Genomic DNA, 14,304 nt, shown 5'->3' on the forward strand with positions numbered 1-14,304 from the left:
AACCGGGGGCCGGGGGCCGGTCAGGAGCCGGCCAGGACCCCGGTCCGGTAGATCGTGCCCGCGCAGGCGTTCGGGATGGTCGCCGACGCCGAGGGGCCGCCCGGCTCCGCGACATGGCTGACCAGGACGCTGCCGTCCGCCGGTCCTTCCTCGTGGAGCAGCTGGGGCGCGGCCCCTGAGCCGGTGTCCGGGCCGGTGCCCGGGTCGGTGCCGGTCCCGCCGGAGCCCGTGCCCTCGCTGGGGTCGGGGGTGCCCGTGCCGTTGGTCGGGGTGTCGGTCGTCGGCGGCGTGGTCGGCGGCTCGGTCGGCGGCGCCACCGTCGGGGGCGGGGTGGTGGGTGTCGTCGGACAGGTCTCGCTCGGCACCCAGACGAACTTCACCTCGTAGGAGGCGTTCGGCTTCAGGGCCAGCCTGGAGAACTCCTGGGAGGGGTCGGGCAGTCCGCCGCCCCCGTCTCCCGAGGTGTGCCGGATCACCGAGATCCGCGCCGGGTCGGCGGCGCCGCGGGCCTCGAAGCCGACGATTCCGCTGCCTTCCACGATGCACACCCGGTCGGAGACGTTGGCGACGCGGAAGGTGCCGTAGACCTTGCCCTCGCCGTCGGGTGCGCCGGCTCCGGCCGAGCTGACGCCGAGCTGCCCGGCCGCGCACGCCGGGAAGGATCCGGGCCGGGCCTCCTGCGCCTCCCGCTGGATCGTGGAGGACACGCCGGGGCCGGGTCGCTCGGGCTTGCCCTCGGAGCCGTCGGCGGTGCCCTGGCTGGGCGACACGGTGCTCGCGGGGGGCGCGGCGCTCTGGCCGCCCTCGATGCCGGTCTCGGCGCCGGTGCCGCCCTGGGCCTCCTCGCCGTGGCCGGCGTTCACCGGGTTGCCGGCGGCGGTGACGCCGCCGGAGGAGGCGACGTGCACGAAGGCGGGTACGGCGGTGCCGATGAGGACCGCGGCGGCGGCGGCGCCGACGACGGCCTGCCGCTTGCGGGCGCGGCGTGCGGGTACGGCACGGCGCAGGTGCTCGAGCGCGCCGTGGGAGGGCTCCAGGCCGGACACGGCGCCCTGGAACAGCCGCCGCAGCGCGAGTTCGTCGTCCCCGTCGCCCTCGCCGGGGCCGGGCTCGATGTTCACCATGCGCTGTCCACTCAGGTCGTCACGTTCATCAGGGACGTCGTTCTCGACGCCGTCGCCGCCGTTGTCGACGCTGCCGCCGTTGTCGACGCTGCCGCCGCCGTTCTCAGCGTTCTCGGCGTTCTCGGCGTTCTCGGCGTTCTCGACGTCCTTGCCGGGTGCCTCGCTCACGACGTCGCTCCCATCGCGACGCGCAGCGACGCGATGCCCCGCGAACCGTACGCCTTCACCGAACCCAGGGATATCCCGAGCGCCTCGGCGACCTGCACCTCTGTCATGTCCGAGAAGTAGCGCAGGGCCAGCACCTCGCGCTGCCGGCGCTGGAGTCCGCGCATCGCCTTGATCAGGTCCTCGCGCTCCAGCTGGTCGTACGCGCCCTCCTCCGCGCTGGCCATGTCCGGCATCGGCTTGGACAGCAGCTTGAGTCCGAGGATGCGGCGGCGCAGCGCGGACCGGGAGAGGTTGACGACGGTCTGGCGCAGGTAGGCGAGGGTCTTCTCCGGCTCGCGGACCCGCTTGCGGGCGGAGTGGACCCGGATGAAGGCCTCCTGGACGACGTCCTCGCAGGAGGCGGTGTCGTCGAGGAGCAGGGCGGCGAGGCCGAGGAGCGACCGGTAGTGGGCACGGTAGGTCTCGGTCAGGTGGTCGACGGTCGTTCCGGCCGCCTGGGCGCCTTCGCCGCTGGTCCTGGGCGAGGGGATGCCGTCCACGGAGCTCGCGCGGGATCCGGTGGGCACGGGGGCGATCACCGGCATGCCGCCGAGCGCGCGCGGCCGGCGGTAGGGGACGACCGCGGTGCCGCGTACGGGAACCACCGCGGAGCCGCGGGCCGGAACGACCGCGGTGCCGCGTACGGGGACGACCGCCGTGCCCCGGGCGGGAACGACTGCCGTGCCGCGAGCGGGGACGACGGCGACGCTCCGCGCGGGGAGCACAGCGGTGCCCGCCCCGCGCGGCGGAGCGACGGTCGCGATGTCGAGTACGTCTGCCACGCATGTTGGACACGCTTCCCCCCGGCAGGGTTGTACGCGCACGCCACCCTTTTCGACGGCGAGTTGTTTGTCCTCATGCGTAACCGTTCTCCCCCGATGCCCCGCTTCACAGCGTGTTCCACGCCACATTGGTGAGTGCACGCAGAGACGCCTCCCACCCAACTACTGGTTGCAGCAAGGGGGAAGAGCATCGTCAGCCACGGCATCATCGCAGTTCAAGAGGTATCTGACGCCTAATTGCTCACAGGTCGTTCACAGATCCTACAAATACGTGACAACCGATTCCGCGATCTGGAGGGCGTTGAGGGCGGCTCCCTTGCGGAGGTTGTCGGCGCAGACGAAGAAATCGAGCGCCCGCTCGTCGTCCATGGAGCGCCGCACCCGTCCGACCCAGGCGGGATCGGTGCCGACGACATCGGCGGGGGTGGGGAAGTCGCCCGCAGCGGGGTCGTCGTACAGCACGACTCCGGGCGCGGTCGCGAGGATCTCGTGCGCGCGGTCGAGCGGCACGGGGCGCTCGAAGCGGGCGTGCACGGAGACGGAGTGCCCGGTGACGACGGGCACGCGCACACAGGTGGCGGCGACCCGCAGCGCCGGGAGCGCGAGGATCCGCCGGGTCTCGTCCCGTACCTGCTCCTCCTCCGACGAGGCTCCGTCGGCGCCCGCCGTGCCCGACCAGGGCAGGACGTTGAGCGCGAGGGGGCCGGGGAAGGGCCCGGTGTCCTCGCCGACGGCACGCCGTACGTCTCCGGGGTGGGTGCCCAGGTCACCGTCGCCGGCCACCAGGCCGAGCTGGGCGCGGAGCGCGTCGACGCCGGCCTGTCCGGCGCCGGCGCCGCTGGCGGCCTGCTGGGCGGTGACGACCAGTTCGGAGAGCCCGAACTCGGCGTGCAGGGCGCCCACGGCGACGACCAGCGCGAGAGTGGTGCTGCCGGGGCTGGCGACGATGCCGCGGGGGCGTACGCGCGCCGCGTGGGCGTTGGTCTCGGGGACCACGAGGGGGACGTCGGGGTCCGCGCGGAAGGCGGCGGAGGTGTCCACGACGACGGCGCCCTTGGTGACGGCGACGGGCGCCCAGCGGGCGGCCACCGTCTCGGGCACCAGGAAGAGCGCCAGGTCGACGCCTTCCAGGGCCTCCTCGTCGAGCGCGAGGATCTCGCACTCCTCCCCGCGCACGGCGGCCTTGCGGCCGGCCGAGCGCGGGGAGGCGAGGAGGCGTATGTCGCCCCAGACGTCCGCGTGGTGCGTGAGCATCTGGAGCATCACCGAGCCGACGGCTCCGGTCGCACCGACGACCGCGAGTGTCGGCTTCGGCGTCATCGGCCGGTGCCTCCGTAGACGACGGCCTCGTCCGAGTCGCTGTCCAGGCCGAAGGCGCTGTGGACGGCGCGCACGGCCTCGTTGACGTCGTCGGCGCGGGTGACGACCGAGATGCGGATCTCGGAGGTCGAGATCAGCTCGATGTTCACGCCCGCGTCGGAGAGCGCGCGGAAGAAGTCCGCGGTGACGCCCGGGTTGGTCTTCATCCCGGCGCCGACCAGGGAGATCTTGCCGATCTGGTCGTCGTAGCGCAGCGAGTCGAAGCCGATCGCGGTCTTCGCCTTCTCCAGGGCGTCGATGGCCTTGCGGCCCTCTGCCTTGGGGAGGGTGAAGGAGATGTCCGTGAGGCCGGTCGAGGCGGCGGACACGTTCTGCACGATCATGTCGATGTTGATCTCGGCGTCCGCGACGGCCCGGAAGATGGCCGCGGCCTCGCCCGGCTTGTCCGGCACGCCGACGACGGTGATCTTCGCCTCGGAGGTGTCGTGGGCGACGCCCGAGATGATGGCCTGCTCCACCTTGCGGTCCCCTTGCGGCTCGTTGCTGACCCAGGTCCCCTGCAGGCCCGAGAAGGACGAGCGGACGTGGATCGGGATGTTGTATCGGCGTGCGTACTCGACGCACCGGTGCAGGAGCACCTTGGACCCGGAGGCGGCGAGCTCCAGCATGTCCTCGAAGGAGATCCAGTCGATCTTCTTCGCCTTCTTCACCACGCGCGGGTCCGCCGTGAACACACCGTCGACGTCGGTGTAGATCTCGCAGACCTCGGCGTCCAGCGCGGCGGCCAGCGCCACGGCGGTGGTGTCGGAACCGCCACGGCCGAGCGTGGTGATGTCCTTCTTGTCCTGGGACACGCCCTGGAACCCGGCGACGATGGCGATGTTGCCCTCGTCGAGGGCGGTGCGGATCCGGCCCGGCGTGACATCGATGATGCGCGCCTTGTTGTGGACGGAGTCGGTGATGACACCTGCCTGGCTGCCGGTGAACGACTGGGCCTCGTGGCCCAGGTTTTTGATCGCCATGGCCAGCAGGGCCATGGAGATCCGCTCTCCGGCGGTCAGCAGCATGTCGAACTCACGCCCGGCAGGGATCGGGGATACCTGCTCGGCGAGATCGATCAGCTCGTCCGTCGTGTCGCCCATCGCGGAAACCACGACGACCACCTGGTGGCCGTTCTTCTTGGCGTCCACGATCCGCTTGGCGACGCGCTTGATGCCTTCGGCATCGGCAACGGAGGAGCCTCCGTACTTCTGCACGACAAGGCCCACGTGCGCTCCTCGCTCAGTGTGTGCCGCAGCCGGCGCTGCGATCGGCTCAGTCTAACGAGGGACCCGGAAACGCCACCGTGATATCGAATGGTGAGACGCGGTGCTCAGGGAGTGATCACGAGAGCTCCGCGAGGGCCTCCACCACGGTGACGGTCATCGGGTGGTGCTCACCGAGGGCGCGGAGGCAGACGGGCAGCAGCTCCCGGAAGTCCGCCTGTGCCCGCTCGGTCCGCCCGGCGGCCCCGTAGAGAGCGGCCAGGCTGATCCGCGCCATGAGGGTTTCCAGGTGGTCCTCACCGAGCACGACCGACAGCTGGGCCGCGCCGTGCGCGCCCGCCGCGATGGCGTCGGAGGTCCGGCGCGCGGACCGGTAGATCGCGGAGATCTCGACGAACGCCTGCAGGGTCTCCGTGTCCCCCTCGCCCAGGACGCGGATCATGTCCCCGATGACGCCCTCGTGGAGGACGACCGCCTCGTCGACGAGACCGGTCAGCTGATGGGCCTGCGCGAGGGTCCGCCGCGCCAGGAACACGATCCGGTCGTCGGCCCCGTACACCTCGGTCAGGCTCCGCACCACCTCGGCCGCGAGGCCGATCGCCTCCGTTCCCCGTCCCGACTCGGCGAGGACCACGATCATCGCGCCGCGCACCCCGACGGTGTACGGGTGCTCCGGGCCGAGCAGTCTCTCGGCGCCGGCCAGCGCCCGTTCGTGCATGGCGACCGCTTCCGCGGGCAGTCCGCTGAGCGTCAGGTAGACGCCCGCCGCCACCAGCGTCACGATCAGCGACTGATCGTCTTCCGCCCGGTGCGAGAACCGCAGGTACGCCTCGATGTGCGGCAGGAGACCGCGCCACGTCTCCCAGTGCGCCGGATCCATGCTGTCCGGCGGCAAGGCCCGGACCAGCGCCGCCTCCGCCGCCAGCCGGGCCTCCGCGATCAGCCCCGGCTCCCGGTGCGGGTCCTCCGGGTCCGCCCTCCGGGCCACCGTCTGCACCAGCCGGTGCACGGACACCGACCCGTCCTCGTGGAGCGTGATCATGCTGTGCGCGGCCAGTTCCCCCAGCGCCTCCCGTGTGCCGGGCGCCGACGGCAGGAGCGATGCCGGGATCCGGTCGGGTCCGAACCAGCCGAGCACCCGCAGGACCTCCCCCGCGTACGGGGCCGAGTCGGCGAGCCGGTCGAGCGTCACGCGCAGGGTCCGGGCGACGGCCTCCTCCGCGTTGCCGGGTCCGCCGCTCCGGCCCAGTTCCGCCAGGTACGCGAGCGGGGCCGTGGCCGTACGACCGCAGTACGCGGCGGCGATCTCGACGGCCAGCGGCAGCTGCCCGAGGGTCTCGCAGAGCCGCTCGGCGCCGGTGGTGTCGCGGGGCCCCGCGTGGGTGGCGACCCGGGTGAACAGCTCGACGGCGTCGGCGGCCGGAAGCACGGGCAGCGTGAGGACCCGCCCGATCCCGTACCAGCCGTCCGTCGTCCGGCTCGTGGCGACGACCCGCCCCCGGCCGCCGGCCCTGGCCAGCAGGCCCTCCACATCACGGGGCTCGGTGACGTTGTCGAGGACGAGCAGCCAGCCGTCGTGCGCCGACAGCCACTGCAACGCCCTTTCCCGCAGGGCCTCCTGCGGGAGTACGTCGATCAACTCCGGCTGCATCGCGGCGGCCAGGCGCGCGAGCCCCGCGTCGACGTCCGCCCGGCTCTCCGCGGTGATCCACCAGACGGGGTTGCGGTGCGCCGTCTGCCGCAGCGCCCAGCGGGCGGCCAGCGAGGACTTCCCCACCCCGCCGAGGCCGCAGATCACCACGGTCTCCGGCTCCCCGTCGAGCAGGGCGCTCTCGGCGCCGCGCCCCACGAAGTGGGCAGCCCTGCGCGGCACGTCGACCAGTCCCGGCGGACACCGCACCGGCCCGAGGCCCGAGGGCGGCAGCACGGTCACCCGGTCCCCGGTGTGCACCCAGCCGATGTCCCGGCCCGCCGCGACGGACCGCTCCCCCGAGGCCTCGACGCCCCCGCTCACGCGTCGCCCGTGGAGGCGCTCCCGATGTCCCCGCCGGCGGCGACGGACCGCTCGCCGGAGGCGGTGACGGGCCCGGAGGCGGGGCCGGGGCCGCCGCCGGTCGGCGGGGCGGTCGGGGCCGGCTGAGCGGGCAAAGTCTGAGAGGCCGGCGGGGTCTGCGGGGTGGACGAGGTCGGCGGGGTCCGCACGCCGTCGCCGGTGACGACCGTCCCGATGCTTCCGCCGGCGGCGACGGAGCGGGTGCCGGACGCCTCGACCGGGGCGGCCCGGCCGCCCTGCCCGAACTGCGCCCAGAGGGAGAGCCCGAGGCCCGCGACGGCGAGGACGACACCGGTGACGCTGGCGATCTGGTCGGCCGTGCCGAGGTCGACGAACGCGACGACGAGGAGGGCGGCGACGCCGACCGCGGCTACGCCGACGCCGCTCCTGAGGAGGGTCTGTGACCGGGCCGTTGCTGCCATGACCACATCATGGGGCAAGCAGTCGTCGGACGGGAGCGGTTCGCCGTTCCTCAGCTCTTGAGCGTCCGGATGCCCAGCGGTGCGCCGATCTCCTCCGCCATCACGCGGCCCGCCTCCTCGGCGAGGTCGTCCTCGGTGAGGTCCTCGTCCGTGTCGAGGCCGTCGAGGGCCGCGAGCGGCTGGTCGAGGCGGACGTGGGCGACGAGGGACTGGAGGGCGCGGAGGGTGGCCGAGGCGGTGGGGCCCCAGTTGGAGAAGTACGAGAACTGCCACCACCAGAGGGCCTCGCTGGTGCGGCCGGCGCGGTAGTGGGCCAGGCCGTGGCGGAGGTCGGCGACGATGTCGGCGAGGTTGTCGGAGATACGGGCCGGGACCGGGGCCTTGCGGGGCTCGTACGGGTCGAAGACCTCGGAGAACACGTCGACCGGTTCGAGGAGCACGGCGAAGCGCTCGCGCAGGTCGTCCATGTCGGGCTCCGGGCCCGTGTCCGTCTCGTACCGCTCGTCCGGGACGATGTCCTCGTGCGCGCCGAGCCGTCCGCCCGCGAGGAGCAGCTGCGAGATCTCCAGGAGCAGGAAGGGGACCGCGCTGTCCGGCTCGTCGCCCTTGGCGACCTCGGTGGTCGCCACGATGAAGCTCTCGATGGAGTCGGCGATCTGGACCGCGAAGTCGTCGGGGTTCTGCGTGATCGCGTGCAGCGTGGGGTCAGACATCGAGGAGCCTCCCTGAGAGCGCACCGGCCCGGTCGTCATACATCTAGCAGCCTCCGTCCCTCGAAGGCACGGCCGAGGGTCACCTCGTCGGCGTACTCGAGGTCGCCGCCGACCGGGAGCCCGCTCGCGAGCCGGGTCACCTTGAGTCCCATGGGCTTGATCATCCGCGCCAGGTACGTCGCGGTGGCCTCGCCCTCCAGGTTCGGGTCGGTCGCGAGGATCAGCTCGGTGACCGTGCCGTCGGCGAGCCGCGCGAGCAGCTCGCGGATGCGGAGGTCGTCCGGGCCGACGCCCTCGATCGGGCTGATCGCGCCGCCGAGGACGTGGTACCGCCCCCGGAACTCGCGGGTCCGCTCGATCGCGACGACGTCCTTCGGCTCCTCGACCACACAGATGACGGTCAGGTCGCGGCGCGGGTCCCGGCAGATGTTGCACTGCTCCTGCTGTGCCACGTTGCCGCAGACCGCGCAGAACCTGACCTTCTCCTTGACCTCCAGGAGCGCGTGCGCGAGACGCCGTACGTCGGTCGGCTCCGCCTGGAGGATGTGGAAGGCGATCCGCTGCGCGCTCTTGGGACCGACGCCGGGCAGCCTGCCCAGTTCGTCGATGAGGTCCTGAACCACGCCTTCGTACACGGAACGCCCTTTCAAGGGAGTGCTTGATTCTTACGGTAGTGGCTTAAAGCGAGGCTAAGAAGCCCACGGGAGGAGCGGCCCGGGAAGGCCGGCGCCCGGAAGGCCTCAGAAACCGAGGCCGGGCATGCCGCCCATGCCCTGGGCCAGCGGGCCGAGCTTGGCCTGCTGGAGCTGCTGCGCGTTGTCGTTGGCGGCCTGCACGGCGGCCACGATCAGGTCGGCGAGCGTCTCGGTGTCCTCCGGGTCGACCGCCTTGGGGTCGATGACCAGGCCGCGCAGCTCTCCGGAGCCGGTCACGGTCGCCTTGACCAGGCCGCCGCCCGCCTGTCCGTCGACCTCGGTCGCCGCCAGCTCCTGCTGGGCGCGGGCGAGGTCCTGCTGCATCTTCTGGGCCTGCTGGAGAAGCTGCTGCATGTTGGGCTGACCACCACCGGGAATCACGGTCACTCCTGAGGTTCGGTACGTCCGTATGTCGGTACGCCGAGCCTACGTGGTCCCCGGCCCCCCTGCTCCACCACTCTTTCGGGTGAGAAACCGCGGGCTCCTCTACCTGATCAAGACCCCCTTGCGGGCGGAAATCCTGGGATTCCGGGCCCGCCGCCCACCATTCGGCGGTAGGAAGGGCAGGCACCACGTGCACCGCACGTCACAGAAGGACACGAGTACTGAGCTGAACAGAGGAGTCCCCCGGTGAGCCAGCAGCCGGATATGCAGCCACCGGGGCCCCCCGGGGGAGACGTCCACCGCGATCTGACCGGTACGGCGTTCCCCCTGGGCGACTGGGGCGAGCCCGCCGAGCGGCTCGACGAGCTGTACCGCTGGGTGGAGTCCCATGCCCTGCGCACCGCCGAGTGGTACCTCTCCGACCGCGTCGGGAAGCGCCGCAGCGCCCGGATCCTGCGGATCGGCACGGCCGCCGGGGTGATCGCGGGCGCCGCGCTCCCGCTGCTCGACCTGACCGGCGTGGCGGAGGGCACCGCCGGCTGGGGCTACCTCTCGCTGCTGCTCGGTGCCGCCTGTCTGGCCTGCGACCGGTACTTCGGTCTGACGTCCGGCTGGATGCGGGACGTGGCGACGGCGCAGGCCGTGCAGCGGCGTCTGCAGGCCCTGCAGTTCGACTGGGCCTCGGAGAGCGTCCGGGAGGTCCTGGGCCCCACGGAGGGCACCGCCAGCGAGGCCGCCGAGCGCTGTCTGGGCGTGCTGCGCCGCTTCTCGGAGGACGTGACCGAGCTGGTGCGGGCGGAGACCGCGGACTGGATGGTCGAGTTCCGCTCGGGCCCGGCGCCGCTGGCGCTGCAGTCGGTCGGCGTGATGCCCGCGCGGGCCGAGAGCCATCACCCCTCGGGGCGTTTCCCGCTGCCTCCGGGCACCCGGCCGAACATGCCGCGGCAGCGGCCCCCGGAGGCCCGCTGACGCAGGCCTCCGGGGCCCTTCGGGGCCGTGGGCGCGGTGCGGCCGGCTCGGGCCGGGCGCGCGGAGCTCAGCTCAGGATGATCATCGATCCCTGGGCCAGGCTCCGGGTCGCCGCCGCGTGCAGCCCCAGCCACACGTGGCGCTCCCGGGCGAAGGGGCCGCCGTCCAGCGGAATCGGTACGGCCGGTTCCTCCAGGGTGGTCGGCCGCTCCGGGGGTACGGGGGGCGCCGGCGGGTTCGACGGGTCGATGCCGATCGAGGGCGCGACGAACTCCAGCTCGCGCAGCAGCCCGTACGAGGAGCCGAGCGGCCCGCCGCCCTCCAGGAGCTCGTCGCTGGCGAGCGGGACCGGGAAGTCGACCGGCACGTACGCGCCCGCGTGGTCGTAGTGCCACACCAGGTGCGACTGCTGGGCGGTCGCCTCGAACATCTCCAGGAGCTGTTCGTAGTCCCCGCCGAGCTCGCCGACCGGTTCGACCGGCAGTCCGCACATCTGGAGGAGGTAGGCGCGGCGCAGGAAGTGCAGGGCCTCGTAGTCGAAGCCGGCGATCGGGGCGACGTCGCCGGAGAGCCCCGGCATGTAGGCGTAGACGGGCACCGTCGGGAGACCGGCGGCGCTCAGTACGGCGTCGTACGCGGCGATCTCTTCGGCGAAGGGGTTGTCGGGGCTGTGGCACAGCACGTCGACGAGGGGGACCAGCCACAGGTCACAGGCCAAGGGAGGCTCGCTCTCCGTCAGTTGCGGGGGACGCTCGCAGGGCGTACGCCAGGCTTTTGCAGGGACGGCCAGGTTAGTCGGCGCCCCAGGACACCGCCCACCCGCTGAGGAACTGCCCGGGGAGGCCCGGCCTCAACCCGAACTCCGGCCCCGGCCCGCCGCGCCCCGCGCCTGGTGCACGCCGGCCGGCCCCGGCCTCAGCGGGCCCGCCGCTCCAGCCGGTCCGCCCATTCCATCGAGTGCGCGTTGTACTCCCGTACGACCGCGACGGCCGCCTGGGCGTCGCCGCGGGTGATGGCGTCGACCAGGTCGACGTGCCCGCTCCACAGCCAGCCGAGGACGTCCCGCTCGGATCGCAGGTAGGGGACGGAGAACACCCAGGCCTGGACGCGGAGCCGGTGGAGGAAGTCGGCGATGTACTCGTTGGCGGCGACCAGCCGGGCGAGTTCGCGCCAGTACCGGATGTCGTACCCGATGAGGATGTCGAGGTCGCCGGCGCGGGCGGCGCGGGCCGCGGCCTCGCCCCTGCGCCGGATGGAGACGAGGGCGACGCCGATCCCGAGGTCCGGTTCGGTGACGGCGGAGCGGGGCGGCACCATGGCGGCGTCGCGGCGGAAGATGCCGTCGACGACGAGCATCCGGGCCTCGACCATGCCCCGGTAGTCGTCGACCGAGTACTGGTGGACGCGGAAGCCGCGGTGCTGGTCGGAGTCGAGGAGGCCCTGCGCGCAGAGGTCGACGAGGGCTTCGCGGACCGGTGTCGCGGAGACGCCGTACTGGTCGGCGATCTGCTTGACGGTGAATTCCTCGCCGGGTTGGAGACGGCCCGCGAGCACCTCGTCACGCAGCGCGTCCGCGATCTGCTGTCGCAAGGTGTTGCGGGTGACAGCTCCGCTCGCGGGCATGGGTCGGCCCCCTCCGTCCGGCTCCGGACACCCTAGTCCAGACGGAAGGGGACGCCCCGTTTCGCGGTTACGCGGTGTGCTCGTCGGCCACGGTGAGGGCCGCGTCGAGGGCGGCGAGGCCCTCCTTGGCCTCCGCCTCGGTGACGTTGCAGGCGGGGACGGCGTGGGTGCGGTTCATGTTGACGAAGGGCCACAGGCCGTTCTTCTTCGCCGCGGCGCCGAAGGCGGCCATCGGCGCGTTGGCCTCGCCGGCCGCGTTGTACGGGACGAGCGGCTCGCGCGTCTCGCGGTTCTTGACCAGGTCGAGGGCCCAGAAGACGCCGAGGCCGCGGACCTCGCCGACGGACGGGTGGCGCTCGGCGAGCTCGCGCAGGCCGGGGCCGAGGACGTTCTCGCCGATGTGGGCGGCGTTCTCGACGACCTTCTCGTCCTCCATCACCTGGATGGTGGCGACGGCGGCGGCGCAGGCCAGCGGGTGACCGGAGTAGGTCAGTCCGCCCGGGTAGGGCCGCTTGTCGAAGGTGGCGGCGATCTTCTCGCTGATGGCGACGCCGCCGAGCGGCACGTAGCCGGAGTTCACGCCCTTGGCGAAGGTCATCAGGTCGGGCACGACGTCGAAGTGCTCGGCGGCGAACCACTTGCCGGTGCGGCCGAAGCCCGCCATGACCTCGTCGAGGACGAAGACGATGCCGTACTTGTCGCAGATCTCGCGGACGCCGGCGAGGTAGCCGGGCGGCGGGGTCATGATGCCGGCGGTGCCGGGCACGGTCTCCAGGATGATCGCGGCGATCGTCGCCGGACCCTCGAAGGCGATCGTGTCCTCCAGGTGCTGGAGGGCCCGCGCGCTCTCCTCCGCCTCGGTGGTGGCGTAGAAGGGCGAGCGGTAGAGGAACGGCGCCCAGAAGCGCACGACGCCGGCGGAGCCGTTGTCGGAGGCCCAGCGGCGCGGGTCACCGGTCAGGTTGATCGCGGTGGAGGTGGCGCCGTGGTACGAGCGGTAGGCGGAGAGCACCTTCGTACGGCCGGTGTGCAGCCGGGCCATGCGGACGGCGTTCTCGACGGCCTCGGCGCCGCCGTTGGTGAAGAAGATCTTGTCCAGGTCGCCCGGGGTGCGCTCGGCGATGAGGCGTGCGGCCTCGGAGCGGACGTCGATGGCGAAGGCGGGCGCGAAGGTGGTGAGCTTCGCGGCCTGCTCCTGGATGGCGGCGACCACACGGGGGTGCTGGTAGCCGATGTTGGTGTAGACGAGGCCGCTGGTGAAGTCCAGGTAGCGGTTGCCGTCGTAGTCCCAGAAGTACGAACCCTCGGCGCCGGCGACGGCGAGCGGGTCGATCAGGCCCTGGGCGGACCAGGAGTGGAACACGTGCGCGCGGTCGGCGGCCTTGACGGCGGCCCCGGCCTGGGGATCGGGTTCGATGACATGAGGGGTCATGGGGTCGAGGGTAAGGAACCGCAGGTAGGGCGGGCCATGGCCATCTTGTCCACCGAGACCGGGGCGGACGCGACACCTTGTTCCGTCATGCGGAATGCGCCTCGGAATCCGCCTCGGAATCCGCCTTGGCATCCCCTCGGCATCACCCCCCACCATTGACAGCGTGCTGTCGTCATGACAGTCTTCTGTCATCAGGGGAACCAAGGGATCGCCCACACCGACCAAGGGGTCAGCCATGGGAACGAACACCGCAGCGAAGACCGTCCACCTCGCCGTCTACGACACGCTCGCCGACTGGGAGACGGGCCACGCCACCGCCTGGCTCGCCCGCGCCGGCTACACGGTGAAGACGGTCGGCACGGTCGCCGGGGAACCCGTCACGACCCTCGGCGGCCTCCGGATCGTCCCGGACCTCGCGCTCGCCGACCTCCGCCCCGAGGACAGCGAGCTGCTGATCCTCCCGGGCGCCGAGACCTACGACGAGGGCGACGGGCTCGCCGCCTTCCCCGCCGCGGCCCGCGCCTTCCTCGACGCCGGGGTGCCGGTCGCCGCGATCTGCGGCGCCACCGCCGGGCTCGCCAAGGAGGGCCTGCTCGACGACCGCCCGCACACCAGCGCGGTCTCCTTCTACCTGGCCGCCACCGGCTACAAGGGCGGCGAGCACTACGTCGACGCGGACGCGGTGACCTCCGCGGGCGAGGCCGGGACCGGCGACCTGATCACGGCGGGCCCGACGGAGCCGGTCGCGTTCGCCCGCGAGATCTTCGCGGTCCTCGGGGCGTACGAGGGCAAGCGGGACGCCTGGTACCGCCTCTTCCACGACTCGGACCCGGCGGCGTTCGTCGAGCTGAACTCATGAGCCGCCCGCAGCAGGACGCCCTCTCGCGCACGGCCCTGGGCGTCTTCCGCCTCAACGGCCAGTTCCTCGCCGTCTCGGAGAAGCTGGCCGAGCCGGCGGGTCTGACCGCCGCGTGGTGGCAGGTCCTCGGAGCGGTCCTCCCCGAACCCCTCCCGGTCGCCGGGATCGCCCGGGCCATGGGCATCACCCGGCAGAGCGTCCAGCGGATCGCGGACCTGCTCGTCCGGGAGGGACTCGCGGCGTACGAGCCGAACCCGGCCCACCGCCGCGCCAAGCTCCTCACCCCGACCGGGGCGGGCCGGGCGGCCATCGCCCGCATCGACCCGGGCCACGCGGAGCTGGCGGCCGCGCTCGTCCGGGAGCTGGGCGGCCAGGAGGCGTTCGACGAGACGGTCCGGGTCCTGGACCGGCTGTCGGCGGCGCTGGAGGCGGTCGAGGCCGGTCACCGGTAGGCAG

Annotated in this window: 15 protein-coding genes; 3 read left to right on the forward strand and 12 right to left on the reverse strand. The window is 72.6% G+C overall.

The genetic code is table 11. From position 1 onward, the window contains the following. Positions 1–20: 20 nt before the first annotated feature. The 9 genes from AMK27_RS17080 to AMK27_RS17120 form a co-directional block, all read right to left on the reverse strand. Positions 21–1,292 carry a hypothetical protein gene (locus tag AMK27_RS17080; RefSeq protein WP_241847528.1) on the reverse strand — a complete coding sequence of 424 codons (1,272 nt, stop codon included), beginning with the start codon at positions 1,290–1,292 and terminating at the stop codon, positions 21–23. After that, complete coding sequence (locus tag AMK27_RS17085) at positions 1,289–2,113, reverse strand: SigE family RNA polymerase sigma factor (protein ID WP_107425598.1); 825 nt, start codon at positions 2,111–2,113, stop codon at positions 1,289–1,291. Before AMK27_RS17085 ends, AMK27_RS17080 begins: the two co-directional genes overlap by 4 nt. Before the next feature lie 261 nt (positions 2,114–2,374). Then, positions 2,375–3,433, reverse strand: a complete 1,059-nt coding sequence (locus tag AMK27_RS17090) for an aspartate-semialdehyde dehydrogenase (protein ID WP_073908124.1) — start codon at positions 3,431–3,433, stop codon at positions 2,375–2,377. Continuing rightward, positions 3,430–4,701, reverse strand: coding sequence for an aspartate kinase (locus AMK27_RS17095; RefSeq protein WP_073908126.1), 1,272 nt, complete (start codon positions 4,699–4,701; stop codon positions 3,430–3,432). Before AMK27_RS17095 ends, AMK27_RS17090 begins: the two co-directional genes overlap by 4 nt. A 115-nt stretch (positions 4,702–4,816) precedes the next feature. Next, a complete protein-coding gene (locus tag AMK27_RS17100) occupies positions 4,817–6,712 on the reverse strand; it encodes a tetratricopeptide repeat protein (RefSeq protein WP_073908128.1) in 1,896 nt (631 codons plus the stop codon). Then, on the reverse strand, positions 6,709–7,173 hold the full coding sequence (locus AMK27_RS17105; RefSeq protein WP_073908131.1) for a hypothetical protein: 465 nt from the start codon (positions 7,171–7,173) through the stop codon (positions 6,709–6,711). Before AMK27_RS17105 ends, AMK27_RS17100 begins: the two co-directional genes overlap by 4 nt. Positions 7,174–7,223: 50 nt before the next feature. After that, entirely contained in the window at positions 7,224–7,886 is a 663-nt protein-coding gene (locus tag AMK27_RS17110) for a DUF5063 domain-containing protein (protein WP_073908134.1), read from the reverse strand. 35 nt (positions 7,887–7,921) lie between these two features. Continuing rightward, on the reverse strand, positions 7,922–8,521 hold the full coding sequence (recR, locus tag AMK27_RS17115) for a recombination mediator RecR (RefSeq protein ID WP_041662562.1): 600 nt from the start codon (positions 8,519–8,521) through the stop codon (positions 7,922–7,924). A 105-nt stretch (positions 8,522–8,626) separates the two neighbouring features. Continuing rightward, positions 8,627–8,962 (reverse strand): YbaB/EbfC family nucleoid-associated protein, encoded by a 336-nt coding sequence (locus tag AMK27_RS17120; RefSeq protein WP_015034576.1) that lies wholly within the window; start codon positions 8,960–8,962, stop codon positions 8,627–8,629. Positions 8,963–9,229: 267 nt separating this feature from the next. Between AMK27_RS17120 and AMK27_RS17125 the strand changes: the two genes are divergently transcribed. Continuing rightward, complete coding sequence (locus AMK27_RS17125) at positions 9,230–9,934, forward strand: SLATT domain-containing protein (RefSeq protein WP_241847543.1); 705 nt, start codon at positions 9,230–9,232, stop codon at positions 9,932–9,934. Between the two features lie 67 nt (positions 9,935–10,001). Here the strand turns inward: AMK27_RS17125 and AMK27_RS17130 are convergent, their stop codons facing one another. The 3 genes from AMK27_RS17130 to AMK27_RS17140 form a co-directional block, all read right to left on the reverse strand. Continuing rightward, positions 10,002–10,652, reverse strand: a complete 651-nt coding sequence (locus AMK27_RS17130; RefSeq protein WP_073908140.1) for a hypothetical protein — start codon at positions 10,650–10,652, stop codon at positions 10,002–10,004. 197 nt (positions 10,653–10,849) lie between these two features. Then, entirely contained in the window at positions 10,850–11,557 is a 708-nt protein-coding gene (locus AMK27_RS17135; protein ID WP_073908143.1) for a GntR family transcriptional regulator, read from the reverse strand. A gap of 67 nt (positions 11,558–11,624) precedes the next feature. Next, positions 11,625–12,989 (reverse strand): aspartate aminotransferase family protein, encoded by a 1,365-nt coding sequence (locus tag AMK27_RS17140; protein ID WP_055602519.1) that lies wholly within the window; start codon positions 12,987–12,989, stop codon positions 11,625–11,627. 235 nt (positions 12,990–13,224) lie between these two features. Between AMK27_RS17140 and AMK27_RS17145 the strand changes: the two genes are divergently transcribed. Together AMK27_RS17145 and AMK27_RS17150 are read left to right on the forward strand one after the other, a co-directional pair. Next, a complete protein-coding gene (locus AMK27_RS17145) occupies positions 13,225–13,848 on the forward strand; it encodes a DJ-1/PfpI family protein (protein ID WP_073908146.1) in 624 nt (207 codons plus the stop codon). After that, the gene (locus AMK27_RS17150) at positions 13,845–14,300 is read left to right on the forward strand and encodes a MarR family winged helix-turn-helix transcriptional regulator (RefSeq protein WP_073908149.1); all 456 of its coding nucleotides are present in this window, start codon (positions 13,845–13,847) and stop codon (positions 14,298–14,300) included. Before AMK27_RS17145 ends, AMK27_RS17150 begins: the two co-directional genes overlap by 4 nt. Positions 14,301–14,304 lie beyond the last annotated feature (4 nt).

The organism is Streptomyces sp. CB02009 (assembly GCF_001905825.1).
GTDB lineage: Bacteria > Actinomycetota > Actinomycetes > Streptomycetales > Streptomycetaceae > Streptomyces.

What these genes read in the sequence shown, in the direction of transcription:
- AMK27_RS17090 (WP_073908124.1), bottom strand. Translation starts at nt 3,433, where the DNA reads ATGACGCCGAAGCCGACACTCGCGGTCGTCGGTGCGACCGGAGCCGTC.
- AMK27_RS17105 (WP_073908131.1), bottom strand. Translation starts at nt 7,173, where the DNA reads ATGGCAGCAACGGCCCGGTCACAGACCCTCCTCAGGAGCGGCGTCGGC.
- AMK27_RS17110 (WP_073908134.1), bottom strand. Translation starts at nt 7,886, where the DNA reads ATGTCTGACCCCACGCTGCACGCGATCACGCAGAACCCCGACGACTTC.
- AMK27_RS17125 (WP_241847543.1), top strand. Translation starts at nt 9,230, where the DNA reads ATGCAGCCACCGGGGCCCCCCGGGGGAGACGTCCACCGCGATCTGACC.
- AMK27_RS17135 (WP_073908143.1), bottom strand. Translation starts at nt 11,557, where the DNA reads ATGCCCGCGAGCGGAGCTGTCACCCGCAACACCTTGCGACAGCAGATC.
- AMK27_RS17140 (WP_055602519.1), bottom strand. Translation starts at nt 12,989, where the DNA reads ATGACCCCTCATGTCATCGAACCCGATCCCCAGGCCGGGGCCGCCGTC.
- AMK27_RS17145 (WP_073908146.1), top strand. Translation starts at nt 13,225, where the DNA reads ATGGGAACGAACACCGCAGCGAAGACCGTCCACCTCGCCGTCTACGAC.
- AMK27_RS17150 (WP_073908149.1), top strand. Translation starts at nt 13,845, where the DNA reads ATGAGCCGCCCGCAGCAGGACGCCCTCTCGCGCACGGCCCTGGGCGTC.